Here is a 25,767-nt window from a genome sequence, read left to right as displayed (position 1 = left end):
GAATGAACGAGTTTTCTATTGTGTGCCGTATATTGGGCACGTTGTTTTATCGTCAGCCGCAAGATCCGGTATTAGCGCCGGTGCTCACGCTCATTAAAGAGGGCAAACTTCAGCAGCATTGGCCGCTGGATCAGGAGTCCTTGCTGGAGCGGCTGGAAAAAGGCGTCGATCTTACAGCGATGGCAGCGGATTATCAGGCGTTGTTTATTGGTGATAATTGCGCCGTACCGCCCTGGCGTTCCGCCTATGAAACTGATGATGAACAGTCGGATGTGCGCAGCTTTTTGCAGGCGCGTGGTATGCCGTTGAATGTCGGGGCGGTCGATCACTTTGGCGCGCTGTTGCTGGCGGCATCCTGGCTGGAGGATCACTCACAGGAAGATGAAACAGCGGCACAGATCGCCTTGTTTGATGATTATTTGTTGCCCTGGAGTCATCGTTTTCTGGGTAAGGTGGAAAGCCATGCCGTAACGCCATTTTATCGCACACTGGCGGTCGTTTGCCGTGAGGCGTTGGATGCTATGCGTGATGAGTTGGAAGAAGACGTTAATAACACGGCGGATAACAACGAAGAATAGCCGGAAAATTGGATGGGCGCTGGCGGAAATCATGCCGCCAACGCTGTTGAACGGGCGCGGTTAGTCGGTGAACAGAATGACTATTTGTCCCGGTTTGATTTCAATGCCTTTAGCCATTTTCTTTGCTAGCGCTTCGGTAGTGCTGTTATCCGCATTCAGAATGTAAGCTGGCTTTTGATCAAAATAACTTTTCAGCGATTGATCCAGATAAGGACTTAAGGTCTTTATCATTGTCTGCATTTTTTCCGGCTGAACGGTGTAATCCACCAGTTCCATCTCTTTGAGATAGATCGCACCCTGGGTTTTATCGAATACCGGCTGGGCTTTCAGGGTCAGTTTCAGGTCGGCGTTCTGGTTGCCGAGCAGCGAACTGATGTCCACTTTGGCGTTGCCTGATAGGGTTATTTTCCCTGGTTCGGCTCTGCCAATCTGACTGGCTAAATCGGTCAGCACGATATTGGCATCCACTACGCCGGGAACGCCCAACTGTTTTTTGTAATCATTGTGTTTTTGCAGGTACTCGTTCACTTCCTGTTCGCTCAGTGTGTATTGCGTCAGTTTGTTGCAACCGCTTAGCGAAAAAACAAGCAGCAATGCCATTGCCGCTATTCCTAACTTCTTCATTTCATTAACCTCAATCAGGTTTTTTTGGTGTGTAATCCAGTTATTCACATGCAAGCACAGCGTGCATGTTTACCCCGGCCAGACCAATCAGATAGCACTGAAAATAAGGTGTCTGGCGCGCGCGGACAGAGCACTGGTGAACGTTATCCTATGCGACGCGGAGAATGCCGCTTCATGGCGAAGCGGCAAAACAAGGGTTTATTGCATCAAGATTTATTGCGCCAGACTGCTCAGCAAGGTGATCTGAGTCTGTTTGGCCATATTGTCGCGGTAGGCGGTAACCCGTGACGGCGGCGTGACGCCAGCGACAATCGACAAGGAGCGCAGCAGCGGGAACAGATGGATATCGTCCGTCGACAGTTCGCCATTGCAGCCATTGGATCGAACGATCAGCGGGTCCAGTTCCTGTAAGTCGTTATTCAGCTTTTTAATCAAACCGGGTGAATGGTCAAGGTGTTCCGCAAAACTGCCTATCTGGGCTTCTTTTTTGCTGATGAAATACTGACGGGCGGAAGCCGCGGCAAACTCCTCGAATGCCGCCTGAGCAAAACGCGGAATAATCAGACGTGTCGTATAATCGGATACTTTGCGCAACCAGGCGTCGATTGCCGGATTGGTCGGTCCGGTCAGAAGCGGTTTCTGGTCATAATTATCGATGAAATGAACAATATCCATACTTTCCGGCATGAAGCTGCCATCGTCTTTTTGCAGGATCGGCACCATTTTTTCGCCAATCATTTTCTTGGGCGTCGCCTCATCATCATTGGCTAATATTTGCAGTTCAACAGGGATATTCTTCAGGCCGAAAATCATCCGGGCTTTTACACAAAAGGGGCAGTGATCGTAAATATATAACTTCATACTTGTTATCCTTTGGTTCACTGATGTACCCGTTGTCTGCGATGTGGCGGCATGTTTGCGCATGGCTGGCGTACGCGCAACACCGACAGAATGTCACATCACGACGCGGGGTATAAGGCAATGGCCGCAAATGCGGCCGGGCATATACGCCACAAATAATCGATAACAATTATTTGAATGTATTGGGAAAGTATGGAGTGCTTTACCGGTGAGATCAAATCATCGGTAAAGCCAAAATCTAGCGGCCACTCAACATCGCCGGTTCGATGCGGCGTTGATTGAACTGCCAGTGAAGCACGGCCAGCGTGAGAAAACCAATGGCGCCCAGCATAAACCAGGGGAGCTCCGGCTGATTCAGGGCATGCCCGGCATCAAACAGCCAGCCACCGCCGCTATAGCCAATCATGCCGCCCAGCGCCAGCCCAAGACGACTGAATCCCATATAACTGCCTCTGGCGCGGGCATCGGCCAGTGACGCGCTCAGTGTTTCACGCGCGGGCTCTGCAATGATGGCGCCGAGATAAAACAGGCTGATGAGCATCAGCAACGTTTGCAAACCGCTGGTCAGGCCGATCGGGAACATACTCATTGACATGAGAAACAGACCGGCCATCAGGCGTTGTTCCAGCCGGAAACGTTTTTCGCTCCAGCGTGCGAGGGGGTAGAGCAGTGTTAGCGATAGCATCGCTTCAATCGCATACATCCATTTTACCGCGCTGGGGGTGCCGGCGATTTCATTCACCATCAGAGGCAACATCAACAGCACCTGCGTCGCCAACATATAATAACCGGTCAGGGTCAGCACATAGGTCAGGAAGCGCCGATCGCGAATAACGCGCGTCATGCCTTCCAGAATAGGGGTTTTAACCGTCGAGATACGGTATGCGGGCAACAACCACAGATTCACCAGGGCCGCCAGGACGAAGATCACCGCGCCCACCCAGCAGACGATTTCGAAGTCGTACTGAAGCAGCCAACTGCCGAGCAGGGCGCCGATCACCGCACCCGCACTGTCCTGCACCATCAGCAGGGAGTAAAATCGACCACGTTCATGCGGACGAACCAGTTTGATGACCAGCGCGGTGCGTGGCGGATCGAAAAGCGTTCCGCCCAAACCTGACAGGAGGCAGGAGAGCCACAAGAGCCAGGGTTCATCGGCAATCGCCATGAAAATGAAACTGACGGCGCGTAACAACATTCCCGCGGCGATCATCGGCCTGGCGCCGAAACGGTCGGCAATGGCACCGCCGAAAATGCCCAGCCCTTGTTGAATCAACTGGCGCAACCCCAGCGCAATACCGACTAACAATGCCGCCCAGCCAAGCTGATCGACAAAACGAATGGAAATAAGGGGAAAAACAACGAAAAACCCCAGAACCACCAGCATATTATCCAGCAATAAAAAATATTTGCCCAGACTCCGAGCTCGCGACATCAGCGGCATGTATCACCACAAAAAAGGAAAAATAACCGACGTGATTATTTTGTACCCTATTTCCTATTTGGGATAGCCCGTTAATAGATAATATTTTTTTATCGACGGAACGTTATCTGAGTAGCACTTTCAGCATAAAAAATAATTTTACCGATTCGATTGGACAATAACTCGGCGATGGAGATTTTACGCCAGAGAATTTATGCGGTTATAGTGAGTATCATCAGTCATATGCGGTATTTTCTGCTGTCAGAAAATATTTGTTTTAACCCCGATAAATTTTACTTATCGAAGCAACGGCTATTTGGGGGAAGGAATGTTTGGCTATCGTTCTATGCCAGCAAAAGTTCATTTAGTCACCGATCGGTTAGTGGTGCGTTTAGCTCATGAGCGTGATGCATGGCGGCTGGCTGAGTACTATGCGGAAAATCGTGATTTTCTCAGGCCCTGGGAACCGGTGCGTGATGTCAGCCATTGCTACCCGTCCGGCTGGCAGGCGCGGCTGAGTGTCATCAACGATATGCATAAACAGGGCAGCGCCTACTATTTTTTGCTGCTGGACCCCAATGAAAATGAGGTCATGGGCGTGGCTAATTTTAGCAACGTGCTGCGCGGCGCATTTCATGCCTGCTATCTTGGCTACTCGCTGGGGCAAAAATGGCAAGGGCAGGGGCTGATGTATGAGGCGCTGAAACCCGCGTTACGTTACATGCAGCGCCACCAGCATATGCACAGGATCATGGCTAACCATATGCCGCATAATCATCGTAGCGGTAATTTGCTGGTCAGGCTGGGGTTCGAACGCGAAGGTTACGCGAAAGACTATCTGTTGATTGACGGCAAATGGCAGGATCATGTTTTGACCGTACTGATCAACCATGAGTGGATACCGCAGCGTTAAGGAATAATGATGAAATATCAGCCATGTGTACCAGCAGCCAGCGTGATTGGCTGTCTGTTGGAAGAGCGGCCGCCACCGCTGGGGAAACGCGTTACGAACGATCGAAGAGAATGCTGAGAAAAAGCTGAAATATTCAGCGATGGTTACAATGTTCGGTAGCTATTACACGCGCAATGCGTAGACTAACCGGATCCCGCAATCAGGATGATCCCAACGTGGTCAATAATCGTCCTCGGACATTTCAGAATTAATCGGATGAATTTACTTAAATCACTGAGCGCCGTCAGCGCCATGACCATGCTGTCACGCATTTTAGGTTTTGTGCGTGATGCCATTATCGCCCGCGTTTTCGGGGCTGGCATGGTGGCGGACTCCTTCTTTATTGCATTTAAACTGCCCAATCTGCTGCGGCGCATTTTTGCCGAAGGGGCATTTTCCCAGGCTTTTATCCCTATTTTGGCGGAGTACAAGAGTCAGCAGGGTGAAGAAGCGACGCGTACCTTTCTTGCCTATGTCTCCGGTATGTTGACGCTGGCGCTGGCATTGGTGACCATCGCCGGCATGCTGGCCGCGCCCTGGGTGATTATGGTGACCGCGCCCGGTTTCGCCGCCACGCCGGAGCGTTTTGAACTGACCACCGCGCTGCTGCGCGTGACGTTCCCTTACATCTTGCTGATTTCGCTGGCGTCGATGGCGGGCTCGGTACTGAATAACTGGAACCGTTTCTCCGTACCGGCGTTTGCTCCCACGCTGCTCAATGTCAGCATGATCGGTTTTTCGCTGTTTGCCGCGCCCTATTTCAATCCGCCGGTCATGGCGCTGGCGTGGGCCGTGCTGGTTGGCGGCCTGCTCCAGTTGGGCTACCAACTACCCTATCTGAAAAAGATTGGCATGCTGGTGTTGCCGCGTATTAAGTGGCGCGAGCCAGGCGTCTGGCGGGTGATGAGGCTGATGGGGCCAGCTATCCTTGGCGTCTCTGTCAGCCAGATCTCACTGATCATCAACACTATTTTCGCCTCCTTTCTGGTTGAAGGTTCGGTGTCGTGGATGTATTACGCCGACAGGTTGATGGAGTTTCCTTCCGGGGTGCTGGGGGTGGCGCTGGGCACCATCCTGCTGCCTTCATTGGCGAAAAGCTTTGCCAGCGGCAACGTTGATGAGTATTCGCGCTTGATGGATTGGGGATTGCGGCTGTGCTTTGTTCTGGCGTTGCCGAGTGCGGTGGCGTTAGGCATTTTGGCGCAGCCATTAACCGTGTCGCTGTTTCAGTACGGCGAATTTAACGCCTTTGATGCGGCGATGACGCAGCGCGCGCTGATTGCCTATTCGGTGGGGCTGATGGGGTTGATCGTCGTCAAGGTTCTGGTGCCTGGTTTTTACTCACGGCAGGATATCAAAACGCCGGTGAAAATTGCGATCGTCACGTTGATTCTGACGCAGATCATGAACCTGATTTTCATCGGGCCGTTGCAGCACGCGGGGTTGGCGCTGTCTATCGGGTTGGCGTCCTGTATCAATGCGGGCTTGTTGTTCTGGCAGTTGCGTAAGCAGGATATTTTTCATCCGCAGCCAGGTTGGACGCCTTTTCTGCTAAAACTGGGCGTGGCGGTCGTGGTGATGGCGCTGGTGCTGATTGGCCTGTTGTGGTGGATGCCGGCTTGGGATATCGGCAGCATGACGCATCGCATAGCACGTCTGATGGTCATGGTGGTTGCAGGGGCGGGCGCGTACTTCGTTACGCTGGCGCTGTTAGGCTTTCGTCCGCGGGATTTTGCCCGACATAGTGCTGGCTGAAACGCCGCATAAGCAAACGCCATTGGCTGTGCCAATGGCGTTTGCTGTGTAATGCCGGACAATCAGGCGTTACATCTTCTCGACCGTTTCGATACCCAATGTATCCAGACCTTGTTTGAGCGTTTTGGCGGTCAGCAACGCAAGTTTAAGGCGGCTCTGACGGACATCCTCATTCTCCGCATTCAGGATCGGACAATGCTCATAGAAGCCGGAGAACAGACCCGCCACATCGTAAAGATAGGCGCACATGACGTGCGGCGTCCCCTCACGCGCCACGGTGGTGATCGTCTCTTCAAATTGTAGTAAACGAGTTGCCAGCGCCAATTCGCGATCTTCGGTCAGTTGTACGGGCTGAGTCAACGCCGCTTCCTGCACACCAGCGCGTTTAAAGATCGATGCCACGCGAGTATAGGCGTATTGCATATAAGGGGCGGTGTTGCCTTCGAATGCCAGCATGTTGTCCCAGTCAAACACGTAATCGGTGGTACGGCTTTTCGACAGGTCGGCATATTTGATGGCGCCGATGGAAACCACATTCGCCAGTGCGCTTAACTCATCCGCGGACATCTCCGGGTTTTTGGCGGCGATAAGCTTGTAGGCTCGCTCATAGGCTTCATCCAGCAAATCAACCAGCTTGATGGTGCCGCCGGCACGCGTTTTAAACGGTTTGCCGTCTTTCCCCAGCATCATGCCGAACATGTGATGCTCCAGGCTGACGCTGTCGGGAACATAACCGGCTTTACGCACAATGGCCCAGGCTTGCATCAAGTGCTGGTGCTGACGGGAATCGATATAGTAGAGCACACGATCGGCATGCAGCGTTTCGTAGCGATATTTCGCGCAGGCGATATCTGTGGTGGTGTAAAGGTAGCCGCCATCTTTTTTCTGGATGATGACGCCCATCGGTTCGCCTTCCTTGTTTTTAAATTCATCAAGAAATACGACTGTCGCGCCTTCGCTTTCAACCGCCAGACCTTTCGCTTTAAGATCAGCCACAATGTCTGGCAACAGGCTGTTGTACAGGCTTTCACCCATCACATCGTCTTTGGTCAACGTGACATTGAGACGCTCATAATTAAGCTGGTTCTGCGTCATGGTGATATCGACGAGCTTGCGCCACATCTGACGGCAATACTCATCGCCGCCCTGAAGTTTTACCACGTAGCCGCGCGCGCGCTCGGCAAATTCGGCCTCTTCGTCATAGTGTTTTTTCGCTTCACGATAGAATGCCTCAAGATCCGACAGATCCATCTCGCTGGCGTTTTCATTCTGCACTTTCTCAAGATAGGCGATTAACATACCGAACTGCGTACCCCAGTCGCCGACGTGGTTGGCGCGAATCACATTATGGCCGAGAAACGTCAATGTGCGGACAGCCGCGTCACCGATGATGGTGGAGCGCAGGTGACCGACGTGCATCTCTTTGGCCACGTTGGGCGCGGAATAGTCGATAACAATGGTTTGCGGCTTAACCGGGGCGACCCCAAGTTTTGGCGCGTTCAGCACGTTCTCTACCTGACCGGCGACCCATCGTTTATCAAGAAAAATGTTGATAAAACCTGGGCCTGCGATTTCTGTTTTCGCGGCAATGCCATCCAGCGTTAAATGCTGGAGCACCTTTTCCGCCAACTGGCGTGGGGGCATGCCAAGTGTCTTTGCCACAACCATAACACCATTCGCTTGGTAATCGCCAAACTGTGCTTTTGCGGACTGACGAACTTGCGCTTCGCTGTTGAGCGGCGCACCCGCCGCGGCCAAGGCCTGACTGACTTTTTCGGAGAGAAGAGCCTGAATATTCACCGGGTTACCTTAAATAAAAAACCAAGCCCTGCTTATACCATATTTGCCTTTATGAGTCAGCAAACGGGCGTATTGGCAGCAGAACATGACAGGCTCACAATGAAGTGGAAAACGGATGATAGGGAAGTTAAAAAGTGGATTATCTTTATTAGTGTGGAACGGAATGCGGCAGAATAATTAATTATTTATTTAACGTTTTCGGCTGCGAGGATTGGCGCCGATTTTAAGCTCATTTCTAGTTTTAAAGTGACGAAAAATCGCATATGCTGCAATTATCACCAGCAATATTGAAATAATTAACAAAATCATATCCTTCACCCTCTCTGTATATTAACTTGAATCAGAGTATCTTGTTTTTTTTCATCGTACAATGGGGTGCTTTTTATTTAAGATAACTCCCAGATAACATGATGAGAGTTATCTCAATTATCCGAAGTCGCTAAGTTTTTTATTTATTAATCATGCTGTTGGGTTTTTTATCCCATTGTATTTAATGTTTTATTTTTTTTATTAAATAGATTTAAGATATAAATCATTTACTGATTACATCAAAGATTTTTATGAATCTGGATGTGATTGATGTATGGATTTATATAAAATATCGTTAAAAATCAGTTAGGAGTTTTCTTGCATGCTGTCTGAAACATTAACCCAGGATTTGGCGCGTTTTGAAAAGGAGCTCATGGCATTGGCTGCGGATCTTCAACTTGATTTAATGTCATTTCATGCCGATCACCTCTCTCTGCGCTGCCATCAGCACAGCACGGCGGAACGCTGGAAAACCGAACTGTCGGGTAACGGCGCATTGCTATCCGAGAAGATGATTAATGGCCGCGCCATCTGTCTTTTCATATTAGATTCGGTAATCAAAATCGGGCCATGGGAAATTGATTGCATTGAATTACCCTGGCCGGGTAAGCAGCATTATCCCCATGAAGGGTGGGAACATATAGAACTGGTATTACCGGGCGATGCGGCAACATTGCATCAACGGGCGTTGGCTTGTTTATCTGATGAAGCATTACGCGCGCCAGGGATAAAGCTTAAATTCAGTTCACCGCAAGGTGAGAACGAGCGGCTTCCCAATCCCACGTTGGCGGTTACCAGAGGAAAAGTCACCCTCAAATTTCATCCTTATGATATTCGCGATATTGTCGCCAGCGAAAATGGCGAATAGGCAATAAAGAAAAGTTGCAGGTCGTTTAGATCATAACGACCTGACGTGGATACATTAACGAAATTGTGGTTTATGTCATATTTATTTCGCCGAGCGTTACCTTCATTGTGACTCTTGTCTACTCATAAAACGAGCCTGAATGTCATAGTTAACTATTCCCTTTAAGGAAAATATTTGGTGTTCATTGGTTTGAAATAGAGGTGGCTATGACAAAACTGGAAGTATGTTGTTACAGCGTCGAGTGCGCGATAACGGCGGCGCAGTCTGGCGCGGATCGTATTGAGCTTTGCGCCGGACAACGAGAGGGCGGTTTAACGCCCGGATATGGCATGTTGCGTCTTGCCCGCGACCAGGTAACGATTCCCGTTCATCCGATTGTCCGGCCCCGTGGTGGTGATTTCTGCTATAGCGAAACAGAATTTGCAACGATCAAATATGAGGTGGAACAAATCAAGGCGATGGGATTTCCGGGGCTGGTGGTGGGGATACTGGATCCAGAAGGACACATCGATTTGCCCCGAATGAAGCAAATCATGTCGCTGGCGCAAGGCATGTCGGTGACATTTCATCGCGCTTTCGATATGTGCCTCAACCCGCATCTGGCATTAGAGCAACTAACGGATTTGGGCGTGTCCCGCATCCTGACGTCAGGGCAACAGCAGACGGCGGAAAATGGATTGATATTATTACGTGAACTAACTCAGGCTAGTCGTGGTCCAATCATTATGGCTGGTTCCGGTGTTCGTCTCACCAACCTGCAAAAGTTCCAGCAAAGCGGCATTCAGGAGTTGCACAGTTCAGCCGGACAGCAGACGCCATCCGTGATGCGCTACCGAAAAATCGGTGTTTCCATGTGCGGAGATAATACCGACATGGATGAATTCAGTCGGTATCGCGTGGATGCTGATGTGGTAGCCGCCATGAAGCGGGCGTTGAGCCCGGATCGTGAAACCTCACCCGTTTCGTGATATTCGTCGGTTAGTTAGCGTCAGCGAGACTGACAATGTCTGTCTCGTGATCACTCATTTATCCCTTGCCGCGCAGCATACCATCCGGTTTGCTTGCGAGTACCAGGCCCCGGCGTGTTGTCGGGGCTTTTTTTCTTTAAATTAATTGGTTAATGAGTATTCCGCGGTATGGAAAATCAATGTTTAGAGTGAGTAAATACTCAGGCGCGCTATTTGTGATGACAAACATTGCTACGCGATAACTAAGGTTTCCGGGCAACCAATACCGCGCGCAACGGGGCCGGATAGCCTTCCACCGTCTTGCTTTGATCGTTGGGATCAAGAAAATCCGCCAGTGACTCGGTAATCATCCAATCAGTGCGTCGTTGTTCCTGCGTGGTTGTGGTACAAACATCCACCACCTGCACATCAATAAAGCCGCATTTTTCCAGCCACCTTGTGAGTGCCGCAGCGGAAGGAATGAAATAGACGTTGCGCATCTGCGCATAGCGTTCTCCAGGCACCAGCACCTGATGTTCATCACCTTCAACCACTAGCGTTTCCAGTACTAACTCACCGCCAGATACCAGTTGATTTTTCAACTGCCATAGATGGTCGAGCGGTGAACGGCGGTGATAGAGCACGCCCATTGAGAATACGGTATCAAATGCCGCCAGTTCAGGTAATTGCTCAATGCCAAGCGGCAATACGTGAGCGCGTTGATCGTCGCCAAGCAACTTGCGAACCGCTTCAAACTGACACAAAAACAACTGCATGGGATCGATGCCGATCGCCATGCGCGCGCCTTCTCCCACCATGCGCCATAGGTGATAACCGCTGCCGCAACCGACATCCAGGATCAGACGATCTTTTAACGGACGGATGTGCGGCAACACGCGCGTCCATTTCCAGTCAGAACGCCATTCGGTGTTGATATTTACGCCATAAAGAGAAAACGGGCCTTTGCGCCAGGGCATCAGATTGCGTAACAGCATGTCAATGCCTTCACGTTGACCGGTGGAAATATCGGGTTCCATGCGGGCGGTGACGCTGTGCGTCAGATCCAGCGAAGTTGGTGTTAATGCGGGAAGGTGTTCAAGCGTGTTAAACCATAGCTTGAATTTCCCATGCAAGGACTCTTGCTGCCAGCGGCTCAACTGCGGAGGCAACGTATTCAACCAGTGACTTAACGGCCCTTTGGCGATTTGCTGATAAAAATTGCCGAAATCGATCATGCGGACTTCCCTGTTTTGACGGCTAATAAAGAACCGAAATTAAAGCACTGGAACCAGACTTCGCGGTGCTCGAAACCGGCCAGTTTTAAACGCTCCTTATGAGTTTCCACTGAATCCGTCAGCATCACATTTTCCAGCATGCTGCGTTTCTGACTGATTTCTAATTCGCTGTAACCGTTGGCCCGTTTGAAATCAAAGTGCATGTTGAACAGCAACTCGCCGATTTCTGCATCGGAAAAACTGAATTTTTCCGACAACACCAAAACGCCGCCGGGATTGAGACCCTGATAGATGCGGTTCAACAGCAATTGCCGGTTGGCGGTTTCCAGAAACTGGAGTGTAAAGTTCAGCACTACCATCGAGGCATTTTCTATTTCGATATCCAGAATATCGGACTCAATGATGTCCACCGGCGTCGTGGAGCGGAAGGCGTCGATGTGGTTGCGGCAACGCTTGATCATCGCCGGCGAGTTATCGACCGCGATAATTTTGCAACCCGGCACGCGAATATTTCGTCTCATCGACAGCGTGGCCGCTCCCAAAGAGCAACCCAGATCGTAAACCTGACTTTCAGGCTGAACAAAGCGTTCGGCAAGCATGCCAATCATGGAGATAATGTTGGAATAGCCGGGAACAGAGCGCTGAATCATGTCGGGAAACACCTCGGCGACCCGTTCGTCGAAGGTCCAGTCGCCCAGATTGGCAATAGGGGCGGAAAAAAGCATATCGCGGTTTGGCATGACGGAAATAAGGCTGAGCAAAGAATCGAAGAGCGATATTCTAGCAGAATGAAACAATAAAGCATGCGCTGTTGTCTCGACAACGCACATGGTTATGACGATACGAGGCTAATGGAACGCAGAAAACGGATGAAGGAGGGCGGTTTCATCCGTAGCGCTAAGTGACCTGCTGGTGAGTCGCGGATCAGTACAAGGTAAACATCAGTTCCCAGGGTAAATAATAGAGATTGATCAATATCATCAATACCAGCGACACATAGGTGGCCATCATGCCTGTTCGCCGCCAGCGGAATTCACGATGGCGCAGGCCGTGATAGTGCAATAAACGCCCGATGATCAGTGATAGTCCGCAGATATGAATCATTGCAACTATCGCGCCATTCATTTCCATCAGAACCAACAAGATAGCGCCAATGGGAATGTATTCCACGGCATTACCATGCACGCGAATGGCCGTTTGAAGCTCATAAAAACCGCCATCACCGTAGGCTACGCGGTACTGCATTCTGAGTTTAACGACATCAAGGGACAGCTTTATCAACAACAATGCGCCAAGCACTACGTAGAGCGCGCTTACCATTTTTCACTCCATAACCTAACCGAAACCGGTTGGCGGAATAATAGCTTTCCCTGACAGAACTGTCGCCTGCCAAGCCAATTATTTTTATCTGAATTATATGACACGCATCCTACCATAAATAAAAAGCATGGCCGGATACGCAGACGACAGGCGAAACGACATGTTTAAAACGACATGTTTAAAACAACGAAGTCTGCTGTGGCCAGCCCGGTATCGGGGGGACGGCAGGCAGGACGTCAGCCAGCAAGGGCCAGAGTTGCTGGGCCAGTCGGGGCGCGTTGCCGATATCGGGGGTATGAATAAACAAAAATGGTTGTGCGGATTGCCACTGCGGTAGCTTATTCAGCCACGATTGAAACCAATGCCGATTCTCCAGGGCATTCTCACTGCCAATAAAGCGAATGATCGGTTGTGCCGCGGTTAACACGGCATGTACCGGCAGACGCGGCTTTTTGCGCTGGGCTTCACGCATGGCAAGGCTGTCTGGCGCCGCATGGTGGACCGGGCGACTATCAAGAATGACGCGATTGACGCCGCGCTGTTGTAAACCCTGATTCAGACGGCGCTCTTCATCGCCTTTGGCGAAAAACAGCGGATGCCTGACTTCTACTCCGTAGCAGAAGGTCTGCGGCAAGGTATCGAGAAACTGCCACAGTACATGCAGTTGTGTCGGGCTGAACGCGGCGGGCAGTTGGATCCAGAGTTGTCCGATGCGCTCGGCCAAGGGCGCCAGACACTGATAGAAACTCAGCACGTCGTTATCGCAATGCTGTAAAGCCGCCTGATGGCTGATGCGGGAGGGAAATTTAAAGCAGAAACGAAAATCATCGTGTGTCATATCACGCCAACGCAGCACCACATCACGGGAAGGCAGGGCATAGAATGTGGTATTGCCTTCCACACAGTTAAAATAGCGGGCGTAATCAGCCAGATCGTACAGCCCTAAGCGACTCCAGGCCGCATGTTGCCACTGCGGTAAACCGACAAATAACATAATCTCGATCTTCTTCGCTAAAATTACATGGTTAGTTTTATATACTAAGAATGTATCAGGAGCTATTGGTGAAATTAAGGTGTACACTGAATATCCATACAGTTTCAAGGTAAAAAATATGTTTATTTTGAATGTCCTTCGGATGTTCAGTCGCGGATCAGTTAAAGTAGCTTGTCCCATATGTGCCCATGTCACTGAGCAAAGTAGAAACCGACTGCGTGAAAACATCACGATTATTTGTCCTAAATGTGGCTTATATTTTCTGCCAAGAGATAAATAAAAAATATCGCTCAAAATTCATTTTCCATCGGTCACCGTACAGGCTTAATCCCCGCCAATACAGGAACATTTCCATGACAGAAGAAGAACTGAAAGTATTTTTATTTACACAGACCTGTGTGATTCTTTCCGGCGTACTGGCGGCAAGGGAAGGGCAACCATTGATTATTCAGCAGCGATTTAGCAAAGTTTATGAATTGCTGGCGGAAGAATACGAAAAATTACGTGCATAAAAATATTTTTATCCTGCCCGGAGCGACCTTACATATGAATAAAAAGGGTTTTTCTCTCCGTTAAAAAATCACAGAGCGTAAATTATAAATGTCATTTGGAAGTAATTTTATTTCATTAAAATATTACGCTGTAGATAACAGACTGATAATTAGAGATAAGCATGATGATTAACCGCTGCAACGTATTTTTTAACTATGCTCATCCCCGCTACTGGTTATTATGGCTTGGTCTGGGATTGTTATTTCTGTTGGTTCAATTACCTTATCCCGCACTGGTCAGATTTGGCGGTTGGCTGGGACGCCAGTCGATACGTTTTTTAAAGCGTCGCGCGGCGATTGCCCGACGTAATCTGACTCTTTGCTTTCCTGATATCACCCTCCAGCAACTCGAAATTAAATTAACCGATAATTTTTCCTCTCTGGGAATCGCATTGCTGGAGACGGGGATGGCATGGTTCTGGTCCGATCGACGCATCAAAAAGTGGTTTGATATCGCGGGGTTGGCGCATCTGCACGCAGCAGAAAATAAACGCAACGGCGTTATCGTTATTGGTGTGCATTTCATGACGCTGGAATTACATTTCCGTATTTTGGGCCATTGCAAACCGATGATCGTTATGTATCGGCCTCATAACAATAAAGTCATGGAACGAGTGCAAAAATGGGGACGTTCAAGATCGGGAAATATCTTGGTTGACCGAAAAAAATTGGTCTTGATGGTTCATGCATTAAAAAATGGCGGGGTGGTGTGGTTTGCTCCCGATCAGGATCCGGGGATAAAGGGCAGCGTATTTGTCCCATTTTTTGGGGTGGATCGTGCCGCCACCAGCAATGGGACATTTATTATCGCTAAGCATGCCAGACCTGAATTGGTGACAGCGGTGGTGATCCGTAAACCTGGCGGACAGGGCTATCAATTGATCATTTCTTCTGTATTGGAAAATTATCCTTATGACGACAGCCTGTCGGCGGCGGATTATCTGAATAAAACGATTGAAGATGAAATTATGCGCGCGCCAGAGCAATATCTTTGGTTACACCGGCGTTTTAAAACACGGCCTCAAGGTGATCCCCCTCTGTATATCTAATGCATTATTTTTCAATCATGTTTATTGTCGTCCCGACTTCTTCGGTTTTGTGGCCGGTTTCTGTTTCGAACCAACGTTTAATGGCCTGACATTTATCAACTATACTTATTTTCTGCCGCGCTGATCTCGGTCGCCTTTTTTTTCACGGCCTGAGCAAACTGAACACGTATTTCCTGTATCAAGTGCCGACAATCCTGCGCCAATAAGGTTTGCCAGCTTTCTGGACGTTACCTTCAAAGTGGCCTTGCGTATTTTTACGTTGAGGCTGAAAGGCGATTATGAAAATATTTTCCCGCGTATTTCCCTTCTTACGTCAAGACGCAGCGTCACCCTGGAATGACATTCGACCTGTCAGAGGCGATCTGTTTGGCATGGAGCGGCTGGAGCAGCATGGGCGCACTCTGGCCGCTGCCCAGCCCGTGACGTTATCTCCTCCGCATGTTACCTCGTTACACCATCGCTTGAATGACAATGCGAAAGTGTTGCTGGCCGCTTACCGCGCCAGCGCTCACGAGTTGGAGGAAGGCGGTAACGTTGTACCCGCTGCCGAGTGGTTATTGGATAACTATCATCTGGTTTCGGCGCAAATTCGTGAAATTCGTGAAGATTTGCCTCCCCGTTATTACCGGCAATTGCCTAAATTGTCGCAGGGGCCTTTTACCGGTTATCCGCGGGTATTTGGCCTGGTGTGGGCGTTCATCGCCCATACTGACAGCCATGTCGATCCTGAAGCCTTACGCCGCTTCATTATGGCCTATCAGGAAGTTCAGCCCTTGACGATAGGTGAGCTTTGGGCGGTCGCCATCACCCTGCGTATCGTATTGATAGAAAACCTGCGACGCCTGGCCGACCAAATGACCGTGGGGAGACGGGAGCGCGCCAAGGCGGAACAGGTGGCGAATAACCTGTTGCGAGCGGGCGATTACCCCCTTGCTTCCGATATCCTTGCTTCTTATAACGATGTGCCGTTGTCAGAGACGTTTGCTGCTCAACTGAGTAAGCGATTACGCGATCATGATCCCAGAACCACGCCTGTGTTGGGTTGGCTTGAACAGCGGCTTAAACAGCAGGGAAGCTCAATGGAAGACGTGGTGCAACATGCGCAACAGCGTCTGGGCGTCTCTAACGTCACGGTGCGCAATATCATTACCAGTATGCGATTGATTTCTGATATCGACTGGGCGACATTTTTTGAAAGTGTCAGTCTGGTTGATGCGCGCCTACGCGCTGGCAGCGAATTTGCGGCGATGGATTTTTCCACCCGTAATTTATATCGTAGCGCGATTGAGCAACTCGCCCGGCAAGCGCCATGCACGGAGCTTGATATTACGGAACAGGCGCTGCTGTTGGCGCAACAAGTGCCGGTTTCCCCGTTATCTGATGATCCGGGCGAACGTAAACGTGAGCCCGGCTACTATCTGATTGCGGAAGGCCGACCACAACTTGAAGCCGCGATTGGTTTCCGGCCCGCTTTTTTACTGCGTTTTAATCGATTTACCCTGCGTGTTGGGATGGTCGGTTATATCGCGATGATCGGATTTTTTACCGCACTCCTGCTGGCAGGCTGGGGGGGCATTCTGTCCGCATCCTCCGTTGCGAACGGTTGGCTGTTATTGATCGGTGTTATCAGCATCATTCCCTTTTCTGAAGTCGCTACGGCGTGGGTCAACCGGCTTATCACCTGGCTATTTGGCGCCGCGCCCCTGCCTGGGCTGGCGTTATTGCATGGCGTGCCGAGGCATTGCCGGACGCTGGTGGTGGTGCCGACTCTGCTGACCAGCGAACAGGACATGCTGCAACAGGTGGAGCAATTGGAGGTGCATTATCTCTCCAGTGGAGAAGGGGATATGACCTTTGCCCTGTTGACAGACGGCGTGGATGCCGAAACGGAAATCCTGGCTGGCGATCAACATCTGTTAACGCAGGCATTGCTGGCGCTACAACAGCTTAATGAGCGTTATGGGGCAGGGCCTGCCGGTGAGCGGTTTCTATTGTTGCACCGCAGAAGATTGTTCAATCCCAGTGAAAAAGTATGGATGGGATGGGAGCGTAAACGGGGAAAACTGCACGAGCTTAACCGGTTGTTACGCGGCGCGACGGATACCAGTTTTACGCCGATAAATGAGCATCCCGTCCAGGTGCCAGCTGATGTGCGCTATGTGATTACGCTGGATGCCGATACCCGTTTACCGCGCGCTACCGCCCTGAAGTTGGTGGGTAAAATGGCTCACCCGCTTAACCAGCCTCGCTGGGATAGCGGTGGTGAGAATATTGTGGCCGGTTACGCTATTCTGCAACCGCGGATTACCCCTTCTCTGCCGGCGGGACACGAAACGTCGCTCTATCAGCGTATTTTCTCCGCGCCTGGGGGAATCAACCCCTACGAAGCCGCCGTGTCCGATGTTTATCAGGATTTATTCGGCGAAGGTTCCTACACCGGCAAAGGCATCTATGATATCGACGCGTTCGAGCGCGCGCTTCGGGGACGAATCCCAGAGAACAGACTACTCAGTCACGACCTGTTTGAAGGCATTTATGCCCGCGCGGGGCTGGCTTCGGATGTTGAACTGGTGGAAACCTTTCCTTCCCGCTATGACGTCATCGTAAAACGGCAACATCGCTGGACGCGCGGCGACTGGCAACTGCTGCCCTGGATTTTGGGGCTGGTGCGCACGGCGTCAGGTGAAAAAGTACGTTTACCCGCGGTTGGCCGTTGGAAAATGATCGACAATTTGCGGCGTGCGCTGTTCGCGCCGAGTCTGTTATTGATACTGATATGTTGTGCCGCGTTGCCGCTAAGCGCGGCATGGAAAGGCATGGTTATCGTTCTGCTGATATTGGCGTTTCCTGCCTGTCTGCCAGCGTTGTGGGATGCGGTGTCACGTTGGCTGCGCGGCTTGACCCGACAACAACCGCTTAGTCAGAGCCGACCTTTTCGTCATTTGCTTAGCGACCTCAAACTGGCGTTGTTCCAGGTTGTCCTCACATTGTCCTTTCTGGCCGATCAAAGTTGGCGCGCAATTGATGCTTTCGTGCGCACGTTGACGCGGTTAACGGTTACCCGGCGGCATCTGCTGGAATGGACGACGGCGGCCCAGTCTGGTAGCCGTCCACGTCTGACATTGACGGGTTTTTATCGTCAGATGATCGGCGGGATGGCGCTGGGTGGCGCGGTCGTGGGAGGGGCATTGCTGGTATCGCCGCAGAACTGGCCGCTATGGTTGCCGCTGGGCGTGTTGTGGTTGACCGCCCCGGCGCTGGCGCTGTGGGTGAGTGGCGGGCGCACGATGACTCGTCAGGAAAATATTGATGACGCGGATAAACAGACATTACGCTTAATCGCCCGTCGTACCTGGCGTTTTTTCACCACCTTTGTCACGCAACAAGAACATTACCTGCCGCCGGATAACTTCCAGGAGCAGCCGCGACCAGTGGTGGCGCACCGGACTTCGCCGACGAATATCGGGCTGTATTTACTCTCTACCGTGGCGGCGCGGGATTTCGGCTGGATAAGTCTTACTGAGATGCTCGATCGGCTCAGCGCGACCTTGACCACCATGGAACGACTACCGCGTTTTAAAGGCCATTTTTTTAACTGGTATGACACGCGGGATCTGCAAACCCTGCATCCGGCGTATGTTTCCTCGGTCGATAGCGGCAACCTGGCGGGAAATCTGATTGTCCTGGCGAATGCTTGCGAGTTATGGCAGGAAGAAAACCGCCTACAGGATTGGCGGGAACCGCTGACCGATCACCTGCAACTGATTCGCGAATCGCTGTTGTCGCATAAAGAAACGCGGGGTGAAACCGCGCTATTCAGGCCGTTGGCGAAAATCGGCATGTTGCTGAATCGTCATCTGTCAGCGGAACGCCTGTTGCCGGAAGCGATTTTGCAACTGGAACAATTGCGGCGGCAGGCGGATAGGTTATTGCCGCCCGCGGATGATGGAAGTGTGGCTGAGCCGTTTTTCTGGATTGATGCAACCCACACGATGCTTGTGGCGCATGAGCGTGAGCGGCAATATTCCGCGGTTGAGAGCGCATCTGTGATTGAACGGCTGCAAGCGTTGGCGTTGCGTGCGCGGAAGATGGCGATGGAAATGGACTTTGCGTTTCTTGTCGATCCAGAACGCAAACTGTTGTCGATCGGCTATTTAATGTCAGAAAACCAACTCGATGTCAGTTGTTACGATCTGCTGGCTTCTGAAGCCCGGCTAGCCAGCCTGTTTGCCATTGCGAAAGGCGATGTCAGTTCCCGCCACTGGTTTCGACTGGGACGTTCGGCGGTTCGCACCGGCAAGGGTTCCGCGCTGATGTCCTGGTCTGGATCGATGTTTGAATATTTGATGCCGTCACTGGTGATGCGCGCGCCGATTGGGAGCGTGCTGGAACAAACCACACGCGCGATCGTCGCGCAACAGCAGGCGTATGGTCGGGCGTTATCTGTGCCGTGGGGTATTTCAGAATCAGCTTATAATGCGCGAGATATCGATTTTACCTATCAATATTCAAATTTTGGTGTGCCAGGTTTGGGGTTAAAACGCGGGCTGGCGGATAATCTGGTGGTGGCGCCTTATGCCACCGGTTTAGCCACGATGATTGACCCGGTGGCCGCCTGTCGAAATTATGCGCGTTTAGCGACGATGGGCGCGTCAGGGCGCTATGGTTTTTATGAAGCGCTGGATTTCACGCCTTCCCGTCTGCCGGATAATGAAAAATTCGCTATCGTTTACAGTTTTATGGCGCACCATCAGGGAATGACGTTGGTTGCTATCGCCAACACGTTGCATAACGGCAATATGCGCCGCCGCTTCCACCGCGAACCCGTAATCCAGTCATGTGAGCTCTTGTTGCAGGAAAGCTTGCCGGTACATGTCGCGCTTGCTGAACCGCAGGTGGAAGAGGTGAAAGTTGGCGGCGGGGAAAGGCGTAATGAAATGACGATGTTGCGTCGCTTCTCCGCCTCGCCTACTGGCGCGCCAATTACCCATTTGCTGTCGAATGGCCGCTATGCGGTGATGCTAACCACCACCGGTTCCGGTTATAGCCACTGGCGCGAATTAGCGATTACCCGCTGGCGGGAGGACAGCACTCAGGATGCATGGGGCAGTTTTGTGCTGCTGCGTGATACGCGCAGCAATCGAATCTGGTCTGCGGGCGAGCAACGCCAGTTAAGTGAGTCGGCAGGCAATTTGCCGGTTTCGGCCGGTATGATTAGCAGTATCGGCGCGCCGATGCATCGTTATGAAGTGGTTTTTGGCGAAGACCATGCATCTTACATTCGTCATGAACGTTCGCTGACCACCACGCTTGATGTGCTGGTGTCGGGGGAAAGCGATGGCGAAGTTCGTCGGGTAACATTGACGAACAGCGGACGGCGGCGGCGTGACATCGAACTGACATCCTACGCGGAAATCGTGTTGGCCCCGCCCAGCGCCGACATCGCGCATACCGCGTTTTCCCGCCTGTTTGTGCAAACGGAATATCTGGCGGAATTCTCCGCCCTGATTGCGACCCGACGCCCTCGTTCACCGGGTGAACCCCCGGTCTGGGCGGCCCATTTCGCAGTGTTGGAAGGGGCGGTTGGCAGCAAAATGCAGTATGAATCAGACCGGGCCCGGTTTATTGGCAAAGGGCAGTCGGTTATGACGGCGGATGCCATTGTCGGGCATCAGGCGTTATCCAATACCACCGGCACGGTACTCGATCCCATTTTTTCACTACGCCAGCAGGTGCGCATTCCCGCCGGTAAAACGGTGCGGGTGGCATTTTGGACCGTGGTCGCCGCATCGCGCGAAGCATTGATTGATGTGATTGATAAACATCACGATCGCAGCGCCTATGAGCGAGATAAAACCTTTGCCTGGACGCAAGCTCAGGTGCAATTGCGCCATCTGGGGGTGAAATCGGAAGAAGCCGCGGATTTTCAGCGTTTGGCGGCACCTATTATCTATACCGACCCGCGTTTTCGCGCGCCGTCGGCGTCCATCGTGGATGGCGCGGGCAAGCAGTCCGGTTTGTGGTCAATGTCGATTTCCGGCGATCTGCCGATTGTATTGCTGCGCATTGATGATATTGACGATATGGCGCAGGTGCATCAGTTACTGAGAGCTCACGAATACTGGCGCATGAAGTTACTGAATGTGGATTTGGTTATCATCAACGAGCGTTCATCGTCTTATATTCAGGATTTGCAGATAGCCATTGAAACCGCCATCCGCAGCAGTCAATCAAGGCCGCGTCTGGGCGGCGCATCAACGCGCGGCGAGGTATTTGCGCTGCGCGCTGATTTAATGTCGACGGAATCAAGGGCGTTGTTGCTGTCAATCGCGCGGGTATCGCTGATTGCCCGCCGGGGGCCCATTTCCTATCAGTTGGAATTGGTTCCGCCTGCGCCGCGCGCGAGCCAACCGGAAAACGCCGCGCCATCAAAGGGGCTGCCTGGCCAGACGCCACGCCCAGAGGAACTGGCGTTCTTTAACGGTATTGGCGGATTTGATCGGCAAGGGCGGGAATATGTCACCGTACTGGATGCGCAACATACCACGCCAGCGCCGTGGATTAATGTTATCGCCAATCCAACATTTGGATTTCAGGTTTCCGCGCAAGGAAGCGGTTACACCTGGGCGGAAAATAGCCGTGAAAACCAACTGACGCCTTGGGGAAACGATGCGGTGATTGATCCCGGCGGCGAGGCGCTTTATATCCATGATGATATGAGCGGCGTGTTATGGACGCCGACAGCATGGCCGATTAATGACGGTGGATGTTATGTTGCCCGTCATGGTTTTGGTTACAGCCGTTTTACTCACCATGCCAATAATATTGAGTCAGAATTACTGCAATACGTCCCGCTGATGGACCCGATAAAAATCTCTCGCCTGCGGTTGCGCAATACCTCAACGCAGGCCCGGCAACTGACGATCACGGCTTATGCGGAATGGGTGTTGGGCGCTTCGCGTAGCGCCAGCGCGCCTTATCTGTTAAGTCATGTGGATGCGCAAACCGGGGCCATGCTGGTGCGAAATCCGTGGTCAGGCAGTTTCCCCGGACGGATCGGTTTCGCTGATTTGTCGGGCGCGCAGTCATCGTTCACCGCAGACAGAACGGAGTTTCTGGGGCGAAACGGACACATGAGGGCGCCGGCGGCGTTGGTGAAACATCGCCGGTTAAGCGGGAATACTGCGGCGGGAGGGGATCCCTGTGGCGCGCTACAGACCACGGTCAGCATCGCGCCGGGAGAGCAAGTCGAGATCGTCTGGTTTATCGGGCAGGAAGAATCGGTTGAACAGGTCGGCGATCTGATTGGGAAATATCGGCAGTGCGATCTGGATCAGGTTCTGTGCGATGTTGAAGCTCACTGGGAAACAGTGACGGGGGCGATCAGGGTGAAAACGCCCGATAGCGCCATGGATATCATGCTGAATGGGTGGCTGTTGTATCAAACCCTGTCTTGTCGTATTCAGGCCCGTTGCGGATTTTATCAGGCAAGCGGCGCTTATGGCTTTCGCGACCAGCTTCAGGACGGCATGGCATTAACCTTTTCACAACCTCAGGCGACGCGGCGACACTTGTTACGCGCCGCGGGCCGACAATTCGCCGAGGGAGATGTGCAGCATTGGTGGCTGCCGCATTCTGGCGCCGGGGTGAGAACACACATCTCTGACGATCGGGTGTGGCTGGCGTTCGCGACCGCCACCTATGTGCAGGTGAGTCAGGATTATGACGTGCTTAGCGAACAGGTCGGCTTTCTGGAAGGCCCGCCGGTCGCCGTGGGGGAACATGATGCGTTCTTCCAACCGATGCAATCCGCCCAAACCGCCACACTATTTGAACATTGCGCTCGCGGTCTGGATCAATGCCTGCAATTGACGGGGGAGCATGGTTTACCCCTTATCGGCGCAGGGGACTGGAACGACGGTATGAATCGTGTCGGCGAGGGGGGAAAAGGCGAGAGCGTCTGGCTCGGCTGGTTGCTGATTCATACCATTGCCTGTTTTGCGCCATTGGCCGACCGGTATGATGCCGAGCGCGCGGCGCGCTGGCGACAGCATGCTGAATCCGTCAGGGCGGCTATTGAAGCGTCAGCCTGGGATGGCGCCTGGTATCGCCGGGCGACGTTTGATGACGGCACCTGGCTGGGCAGCAGCAGTAATGATGAATGTGTCATTGATTCCATCGCACAATCATGGGCGGTGCTTTCCGGGGCAGCGGATAGCGAACGGGCAGCGACAGCCATGGCATCGCTGGAAAAATATCTTCTTCGTTGGGAAGACGGGTTGGCGCTGTTGTTTACGCCGCCCTTTGATCGCACTGCTCATGATCCCGGTTATATTAAAGGCTATCCGCCGGGATTACGTGAGAATGGCGGTCAATATACCCATGCGGCGATGTGGTCGGTGCTCGCTTTTACCCAATTGGGCGACGGGAATAAGGCGGCTGAACTGTTTGCCTTGCTCAACCCGATTAATCATGGCTCGACCGCGGAGCAGGTGGCCCGCTACCGCGTTGAACCTTATGTCATTGCCGCGGATGTATATTCCGTCGCGCCGCATAGCGGACGCGGCGGCTGGACCTGGTATACCGGTTCGGCTGGGTGGATGTACCGCGCTGGCGTTGAAGGGATCCTGGGGATCCGTCGTGAAGGCAGCTTGCTGGTGCTCAGCCCCTGTATCCCGGATGACTGGCCCGGTTTTGAGGCGCAGGTAACCCTGGGGGATTGTCGCTATCTTATCAGCGTGACAAATGATCATCAGCGTTGTCAGGGGATGTCTCAGGTAACGCTGGATGAGGTAGAGGTGCCGCTTAATGGTCAACAAAAACAGATAAAGATCGAACTAATGAAAGGAAATCATCATCTTCAACTCAGGTTGTAAACAACGGGATGATGATTAAGTTTTATGTTGAGTGAGCGGTGAGCGTATGCACGAGCACTCAACATAGACTCAAAATATTATAGAATTTCATCTGCCCACTGCGTCGCCTTCATTATCATATGGAAAAAATCGGTTTCATTGATTTCCAGGCAATCCAGATAATCACTCAGGTGGTCCCATTCCTGTTGTTCGTATTCATAAGCCACGGTCAGATAGACGGCAAACTCACCGATATTATGCAACAATGCTTGATTGATCTTATCGGATAACGTTATCTCAGAGAGTAATAAAGGCATAGGATAATCAAGCACCGCATCAAGCAGTGATAATAAACCGCACAGGAAAGCTTCGGTCGCATCACCTTCATCTTCAAGTTTGAGGTGTAATAATTCCAGTAATCTGGCCCGGATTAAACTGGTGCGATAAAGTTCGCTGGGTTTTTTCGCATTGCAGTTCGTTATACTCACTAGAGAAACAAAGCGTTTAAGCTCTTTTTGCCCGAGTAATATCGCAATGGCGCGAAAAGGCATGGCAGAGGCGGTGATGCCGAAACGAGTATTGTATTTAATGTTTGTGACATAGCGCATCAATTTATAATACAACGATAAATCTGCACAGATTAACTCTTCAATTCTGGCATAGTTCAGTTCAGGCTGATTGATTTCTTTCAACAGATTGATGGTGCTATTTGAGTTGTTAATCAATCTTTTAGATTTCATCACTTCCGGCACGCTGAAAAAATAACCTTGAAACAATGAAATACCTATCTTTTTGCTTTGCAGGTATTGCTCATGTTTTTCTACTTTTTCAGCAAGGTAGGTCAGGTTATGGTGTTTGGTTTTATTGATGAAGCTTTCAATTTCATCGAATGTCGATTGGTTTAAATCAAATTTGATGATGTCAACAAAAGGCAGAAATCTGTTCCATTCGGAACTCATCGTGAAGTCATCAAGGGCGAATATGAATCCTTTCCTTTTCATTTTTTTTATTTCCAGGAGTAATTCATTATCGGGTACGGCGCTTTCCAGGATCTCAATAACCACCTTATCAGGGGGTAATATTTCTGCCTGACCGGTTATCAACATTTCATAGGGAAAATTGACGTAGCAAAGTTTTTCGCCAACCAATTTTGTCAACGGACTTGTTAAAAACTGATCGGATATCAGTTGGGCCGTGGCGAATTCAGCACTGACATCCGGGAATTTATTGGTGACATCAATGCGAAAAAAAAGCTCATAGGCAACGGTTTGCAGACGCTGGTTTAAAATGGGTTGGCGGGCAACAAAGGAATACATAATCAGGCTCCGTGTATAATATTCACATTAGCCACTCCTGTGAATCTCGGCGATGACGCGTTGGCTTCATTGTGTAATCGTGCAGGGAAAATTCGTAAATCCTAATTCTAGCAGATTCTGTTCGATGAGTGATTGCGCGACCCCGTTAGCGGTTTCCTGTCGCTTCATTTCATTCCTGGCGTCACAGGCTATCGTCCATCACCTGTCATCTACAGCGCGTGGTACTCGCCGACATTTTCCTGTAACAATTAGTCTTACATTTTTGAACGTTTTATTAACCGATGCTGAAATTTATCGAAAAGAGTGGGCAGGCAAGGCGCGGAGCGCTAC

18 protein-coding genes are annotated in these 25,767 nt (G+C 51.3%); 9 read left to right on the top strand and 9 right to left on the bottom strand.

Annotated elements, in window-relative coordinates; translation table 11 throughout:
- Positions 1-2 precede the first annotated feature (2 nt).
- A complete protein-coding gene (locus NC856_RS15800) occupies positions 3-578 on the top strand; it encodes a TorD/DmsD family molecular chaperone (RefSeq protein WP_264091410.1) in 576 nt (191 codons plus the stop codon).
- Positions 579-638: 60 nt separating this feature from the next.
- Here NC856_RS15800 and NC856_RS15795 read toward each other — a convergent pair whose 3' ends face one another.
- The 3 genes from NC856_RS15795 to mdtH form a co-directional block, all read right to left on the bottom strand.
- Positions 639-1,202: a lipoprotein gene (locus tag NC856_RS15795; RefSeq protein WP_264091409.1), complete on the bottom strand. Its 564-nt coding sequence runs from the start codon at positions 1,200-1,202 to the stop codon at positions 639-641.
- 213 nt (positions 1,203-1,415) lie between these two features.
- Positions 1,416-2,063 carry a glutaredoxin 2 gene (gene grxB / locus NC856_RS15790; protein WP_264091408.1) on the bottom strand — a complete coding sequence of 216 codons (648 nt, stop codon included), beginning with the start codon at positions 2,061-2,063 and terminating at the stop codon, positions 1,416-1,418.
- 238 nt (positions 2,064-2,301) lie between these two features.
- Complete coding sequence (mdtH, locus tag NC856_RS15785; protein ID WP_264091406.1) at positions 2,302-3,507, bottom strand: multidrug efflux MFS transporter MdtH; 1,206 nt, start codon at positions 3,505-3,507, stop codon at positions 2,302-2,304.
- A 307-nt stretch (positions 3,508-3,814) separates the two neighbouring features.
- Between mdtH and rimJ the strand changes: the two genes are divergently transcribed.
- Positions 3,815-4,399, top strand: a complete 585-nt coding sequence (gene rimJ, locus NC856_RS15780) for a ribosomal protein S5-alanine N-acetyltransferase (RefSeq protein WP_264091405.1) — start codon at positions 3,815-3,817, stop codon at positions 4,397-4,399.
- Between the two features lie 255 nt (positions 4,400-4,654).
- Positions 4,655-6,193, top strand: a complete 1,539-nt coding sequence (gene murJ / locus NC856_RS15775; protein ID WP_264091403.1) for a murein biosynthesis integral membrane protein MurJ — start codon at positions 4,655-4,657, stop codon at positions 6,191-6,193.
- A gap of 69 nt (positions 6,194-6,262) precedes the next feature.
- Here murJ and argS read toward each other — a convergent pair whose 3' ends face one another.
- A complete protein-coding gene (gene argS / locus NC856_RS15770) occupies positions 6,263-7,993 on the bottom strand; it encodes an arginine--tRNA ligase (protein WP_264091402.1) in 1,731 nt (576 codons plus the stop codon).
- 631 nt (positions 7,994-8,624) lie between these two features.
- Between argS and NC856_RS15765 the strand changes: the two genes are divergently transcribed.
- Together NC856_RS15765 and cutC are read left to right on the top strand one after the other, a co-directional pair.
- Positions 8,625-9,170: a VOC family protein gene (locus NC856_RS15765; protein ID WP_264091401.1), complete on the top strand. Its 546-nt coding sequence runs from the start codon at positions 8,625-8,627 to the stop codon at positions 9,168-9,170.
- A gap of 206 nt (positions 9,171-9,376) precedes the next feature.
- Positions 9,377-10,138: a copper homeostasis protein CutC gene (gene cutC, locus NC856_RS15760; RefSeq protein ID WP_264091400.1), complete on the top strand. Its 762-nt coding sequence runs from the start codon at positions 9,377-9,379 to the stop codon at positions 10,136-10,138.
- A 242-nt stretch (positions 10,139-10,380) separates the two neighbouring features.
- Here cutC and cmoB read toward each other — a convergent pair whose 3' ends face one another.
- The 4 genes from cmoB to NC856_RS15740 form a co-directional block, all read right to left on the bottom strand.
- Positions 10,381-11,352, bottom strand: a complete 972-nt coding sequence (gene cmoB, locus NC856_RS15755) for a tRNA 5-methoxyuridine(34)/uridine 5-oxyacetic acid(34) synthase CmoB (RefSeq protein ID WP_264091399.1) — start codon at positions 11,350-11,352, stop codon at positions 10,381-10,383.
- Positions 11,349-12,092 (bottom strand): carboxy-S-adenosyl-L-methionine synthase CmoA, encoded by a 744-nt coding sequence (cmoA, locus tag NC856_RS15750; RefSeq protein ID WP_264091398.1) that lies wholly within the window; start codon positions 12,090-12,092, stop codon positions 11,349-11,351. The genes cmoB and cmoA overlap by 4 nt, the downstream gene beginning before the upstream one ends.
- Before the next feature lie 184 nt (positions 12,093-12,276).
- Positions 12,277-12,672: an MAPEG family protein gene (locus tag NC856_RS15745; protein WP_264091397.1), complete on the bottom strand. Its 396-nt coding sequence runs from the start codon at positions 12,670-12,672 to the stop codon at positions 12,277-12,279.
- A gap of 178 nt (positions 12,673-12,850) precedes the next feature.
- Positions 12,851-13,666, bottom strand: a complete 816-nt coding sequence (locus NC856_RS15740) for a DUF72 domain-containing protein (RefSeq protein ID WP_264091396.1) — start codon at positions 13,664-13,666, stop codon at positions 12,851-12,853.
- A gap of 118 nt (positions 13,667-13,784) precedes the next feature.
- On the opposite strand from NC856_RS15740, the gene NC856_RS15735 reads away from it, so the two are divergent.
- The 4 genes from NC856_RS15735 to NC856_RS15720 all read left to right on the top strand — a co-directional run bounded on the left by NC856_RS15735 (position 13,785) and on the right by NC856_RS15720 (position 24,142).
- Complete coding sequence (locus NC856_RS15735) at positions 13,785-13,946, top strand: YnfU family zinc-binding protein (protein ID WP_264091395.1); 162 nt, start codon at positions 13,785-13,787, stop codon at positions 13,944-13,946.
- Between the two features lie 73 nt (positions 13,947-14,019).
- Entirely contained in the window at positions 14,020-14,178 is a 159-nt protein-coding gene (locus NC856_RS15730) for a hypothetical protein (RefSeq protein WP_264091394.1), read from the top strand.
- A gap of 164 nt (positions 14,179-14,342) precedes the next feature.
- Positions 14,343-15,266: an LpxL/LpxP family Kdo(2)-lipid IV(A) lauroyl/palmitoleoyl acyltransferase gene (gene lpxL, locus NC856_RS15725; protein ID WP_264091437.1), complete on the top strand. Its 924-nt coding sequence runs from the start codon at positions 14,343-14,345 to the stop codon at positions 15,264-15,266.
- A gap of 278 nt (positions 15,267-15,544) precedes the next feature.
- Positions 15,545-24,142 (top strand): GH36-type glycosyl hydrolase domain-containing protein, encoded by an 8,598-nt coding sequence (locus NC856_RS15720; RefSeq protein ID WP_264091393.1) that lies wholly within the window; start codon positions 15,545-15,547, stop codon positions 24,140-24,142.
- 77 nt (positions 24,143-24,219) lie between these two features.
- Here the strand turns inward: NC856_RS15720 and NC856_RS15715 are convergent, their stop codons facing one another.
- On the bottom strand, positions 24,220-25,437 hold the full coding sequence (locus NC856_RS15715) for an EAL and HDOD domain-containing protein (protein WP_264091392.1): 1,218 nt from the start codon (positions 25,435-25,437) through the stop codon (positions 24,220-24,222).
- Positions 25,438-25,767: the final 330 nt, after the last annotated feature.

The organism is Brenneria izbisi (assembly GCF_025840185.1).
Taxonomy (GTDB): Bacteria; Pseudomonadota; Gammaproteobacteria; order Enterobacterales; family Enterobacteriaceae; genus Brenneria; species Brenneria izbisi.
This window is presented reverse-complemented; position numbering and strand designations above follow the sequence as displayed.

Bases quoted from the DNA above. Each gene is read 5' to 3' on its own strand.
- NC856_RS15800 (WP_264091410.1), top strand. From the start codon at position 3: ATGAACGAGTTTTCTATTGTGTGCCGTATATTGGGCACGTTGTTTTAT.
- NC856_RS15795 (WP_264091409.1), bottom strand. From the start codon at position 1,202: ATGAAGAAGTTAGGAATAGCGGCAATGGCATTGCTGCTTGTTTTTTCG.
- grxB (WP_264091408.1), bottom strand. From the start codon at position 2,063: ATGAAGTTATATATTTACGATCACTGCCCCTTTTGTGTAAAAGCCCGG.
- mdtH (WP_264091406.1), bottom strand. From the start codon at position 3,507: ATGCCGCTGATGTCGCGAGCTCGGAGTCTGGGCAAATATTTTTTATTG.
- rimJ (WP_264091405.1), top strand. From the start codon at position 3,815: ATGTTTGGCTATCGTTCTATGCCAGCAAAAGTTCATTTAGTCACCGAT.
- murJ (WP_264091403.1), top strand. From the start codon at position 4,655: ATGAATTTACTTAAATCACTGAGCGCCGTCAGCGCCATGACCATGCTG.
- NC856_RS15765 (WP_264091401.1), top strand. From the start codon at position 8,625: ATGCTGTCTGAAACATTAACCCAGGATTTGGCGCGTTTTGAAAAGGAG.
- cutC (WP_264091400.1), top strand. From the start codon at position 9,377: ATGACAAAACTGGAAGTATGTTGTTACAGCGTCGAGTGCGCGATAACG.
- cmoB (WP_264091399.1), bottom strand. From the start codon at position 11,352: ATGATCGATTTCGGCAATTTTTATCAGCAAATCGCCAAAGGGCCGTTA.
- cmoA (WP_264091398.1), bottom strand. From the start codon at position 12,092: ATGCCAAACCGCGATATGCTTTTTTCCGCCCCTATTGCCAATCTGGGC.
- NC856_RS15745 (WP_264091397.1), bottom strand. From the start codon at position 12,672: ATGGTAAGCGCGCTCTACGTAGTGCTTGGCGCATTGTTGTTGATAAAG.
- NC856_RS15740 (WP_264091396.1), bottom strand. From the start codon at position 13,666: ATGTTATTTGTCGGTTTACCGCAGTGGCAACATGCGGCCTGGAGTCGC.
- NC856_RS15735 (WP_264091395.1), top strand. From the start codon at position 13,785: ATGTTTATTTTGAATGTCCTTCGGATGTTCAGTCGCGGATCAGTTAAA.
- NC856_RS15730 (WP_264091394.1), top strand. From the start codon at position 14,020: ATGACAGAAGAAGAACTGAAAGTATTTTTATTTACACAGACCTGTGTG.
- lpxL (WP_264091437.1), top strand. From the start codon at position 14,343: ATGATTAACCGCTGCAACGTATTTTTTAACTATGCTCATCCCCGCTAC.
- NC856_RS15720 (WP_264091393.1), top strand. From the start codon at position 15,545: ATGAAAATATTTTCCCGCGTATTTCCCTTCTTACGTCAAGACGCAGCG.
- NC856_RS15715 (WP_264091392.1), bottom strand. From the start codon at position 25,437: ATGTATTCCTTTGTTGCCCGCCAACCCATTTTAAACCAGCGTCTGCAA.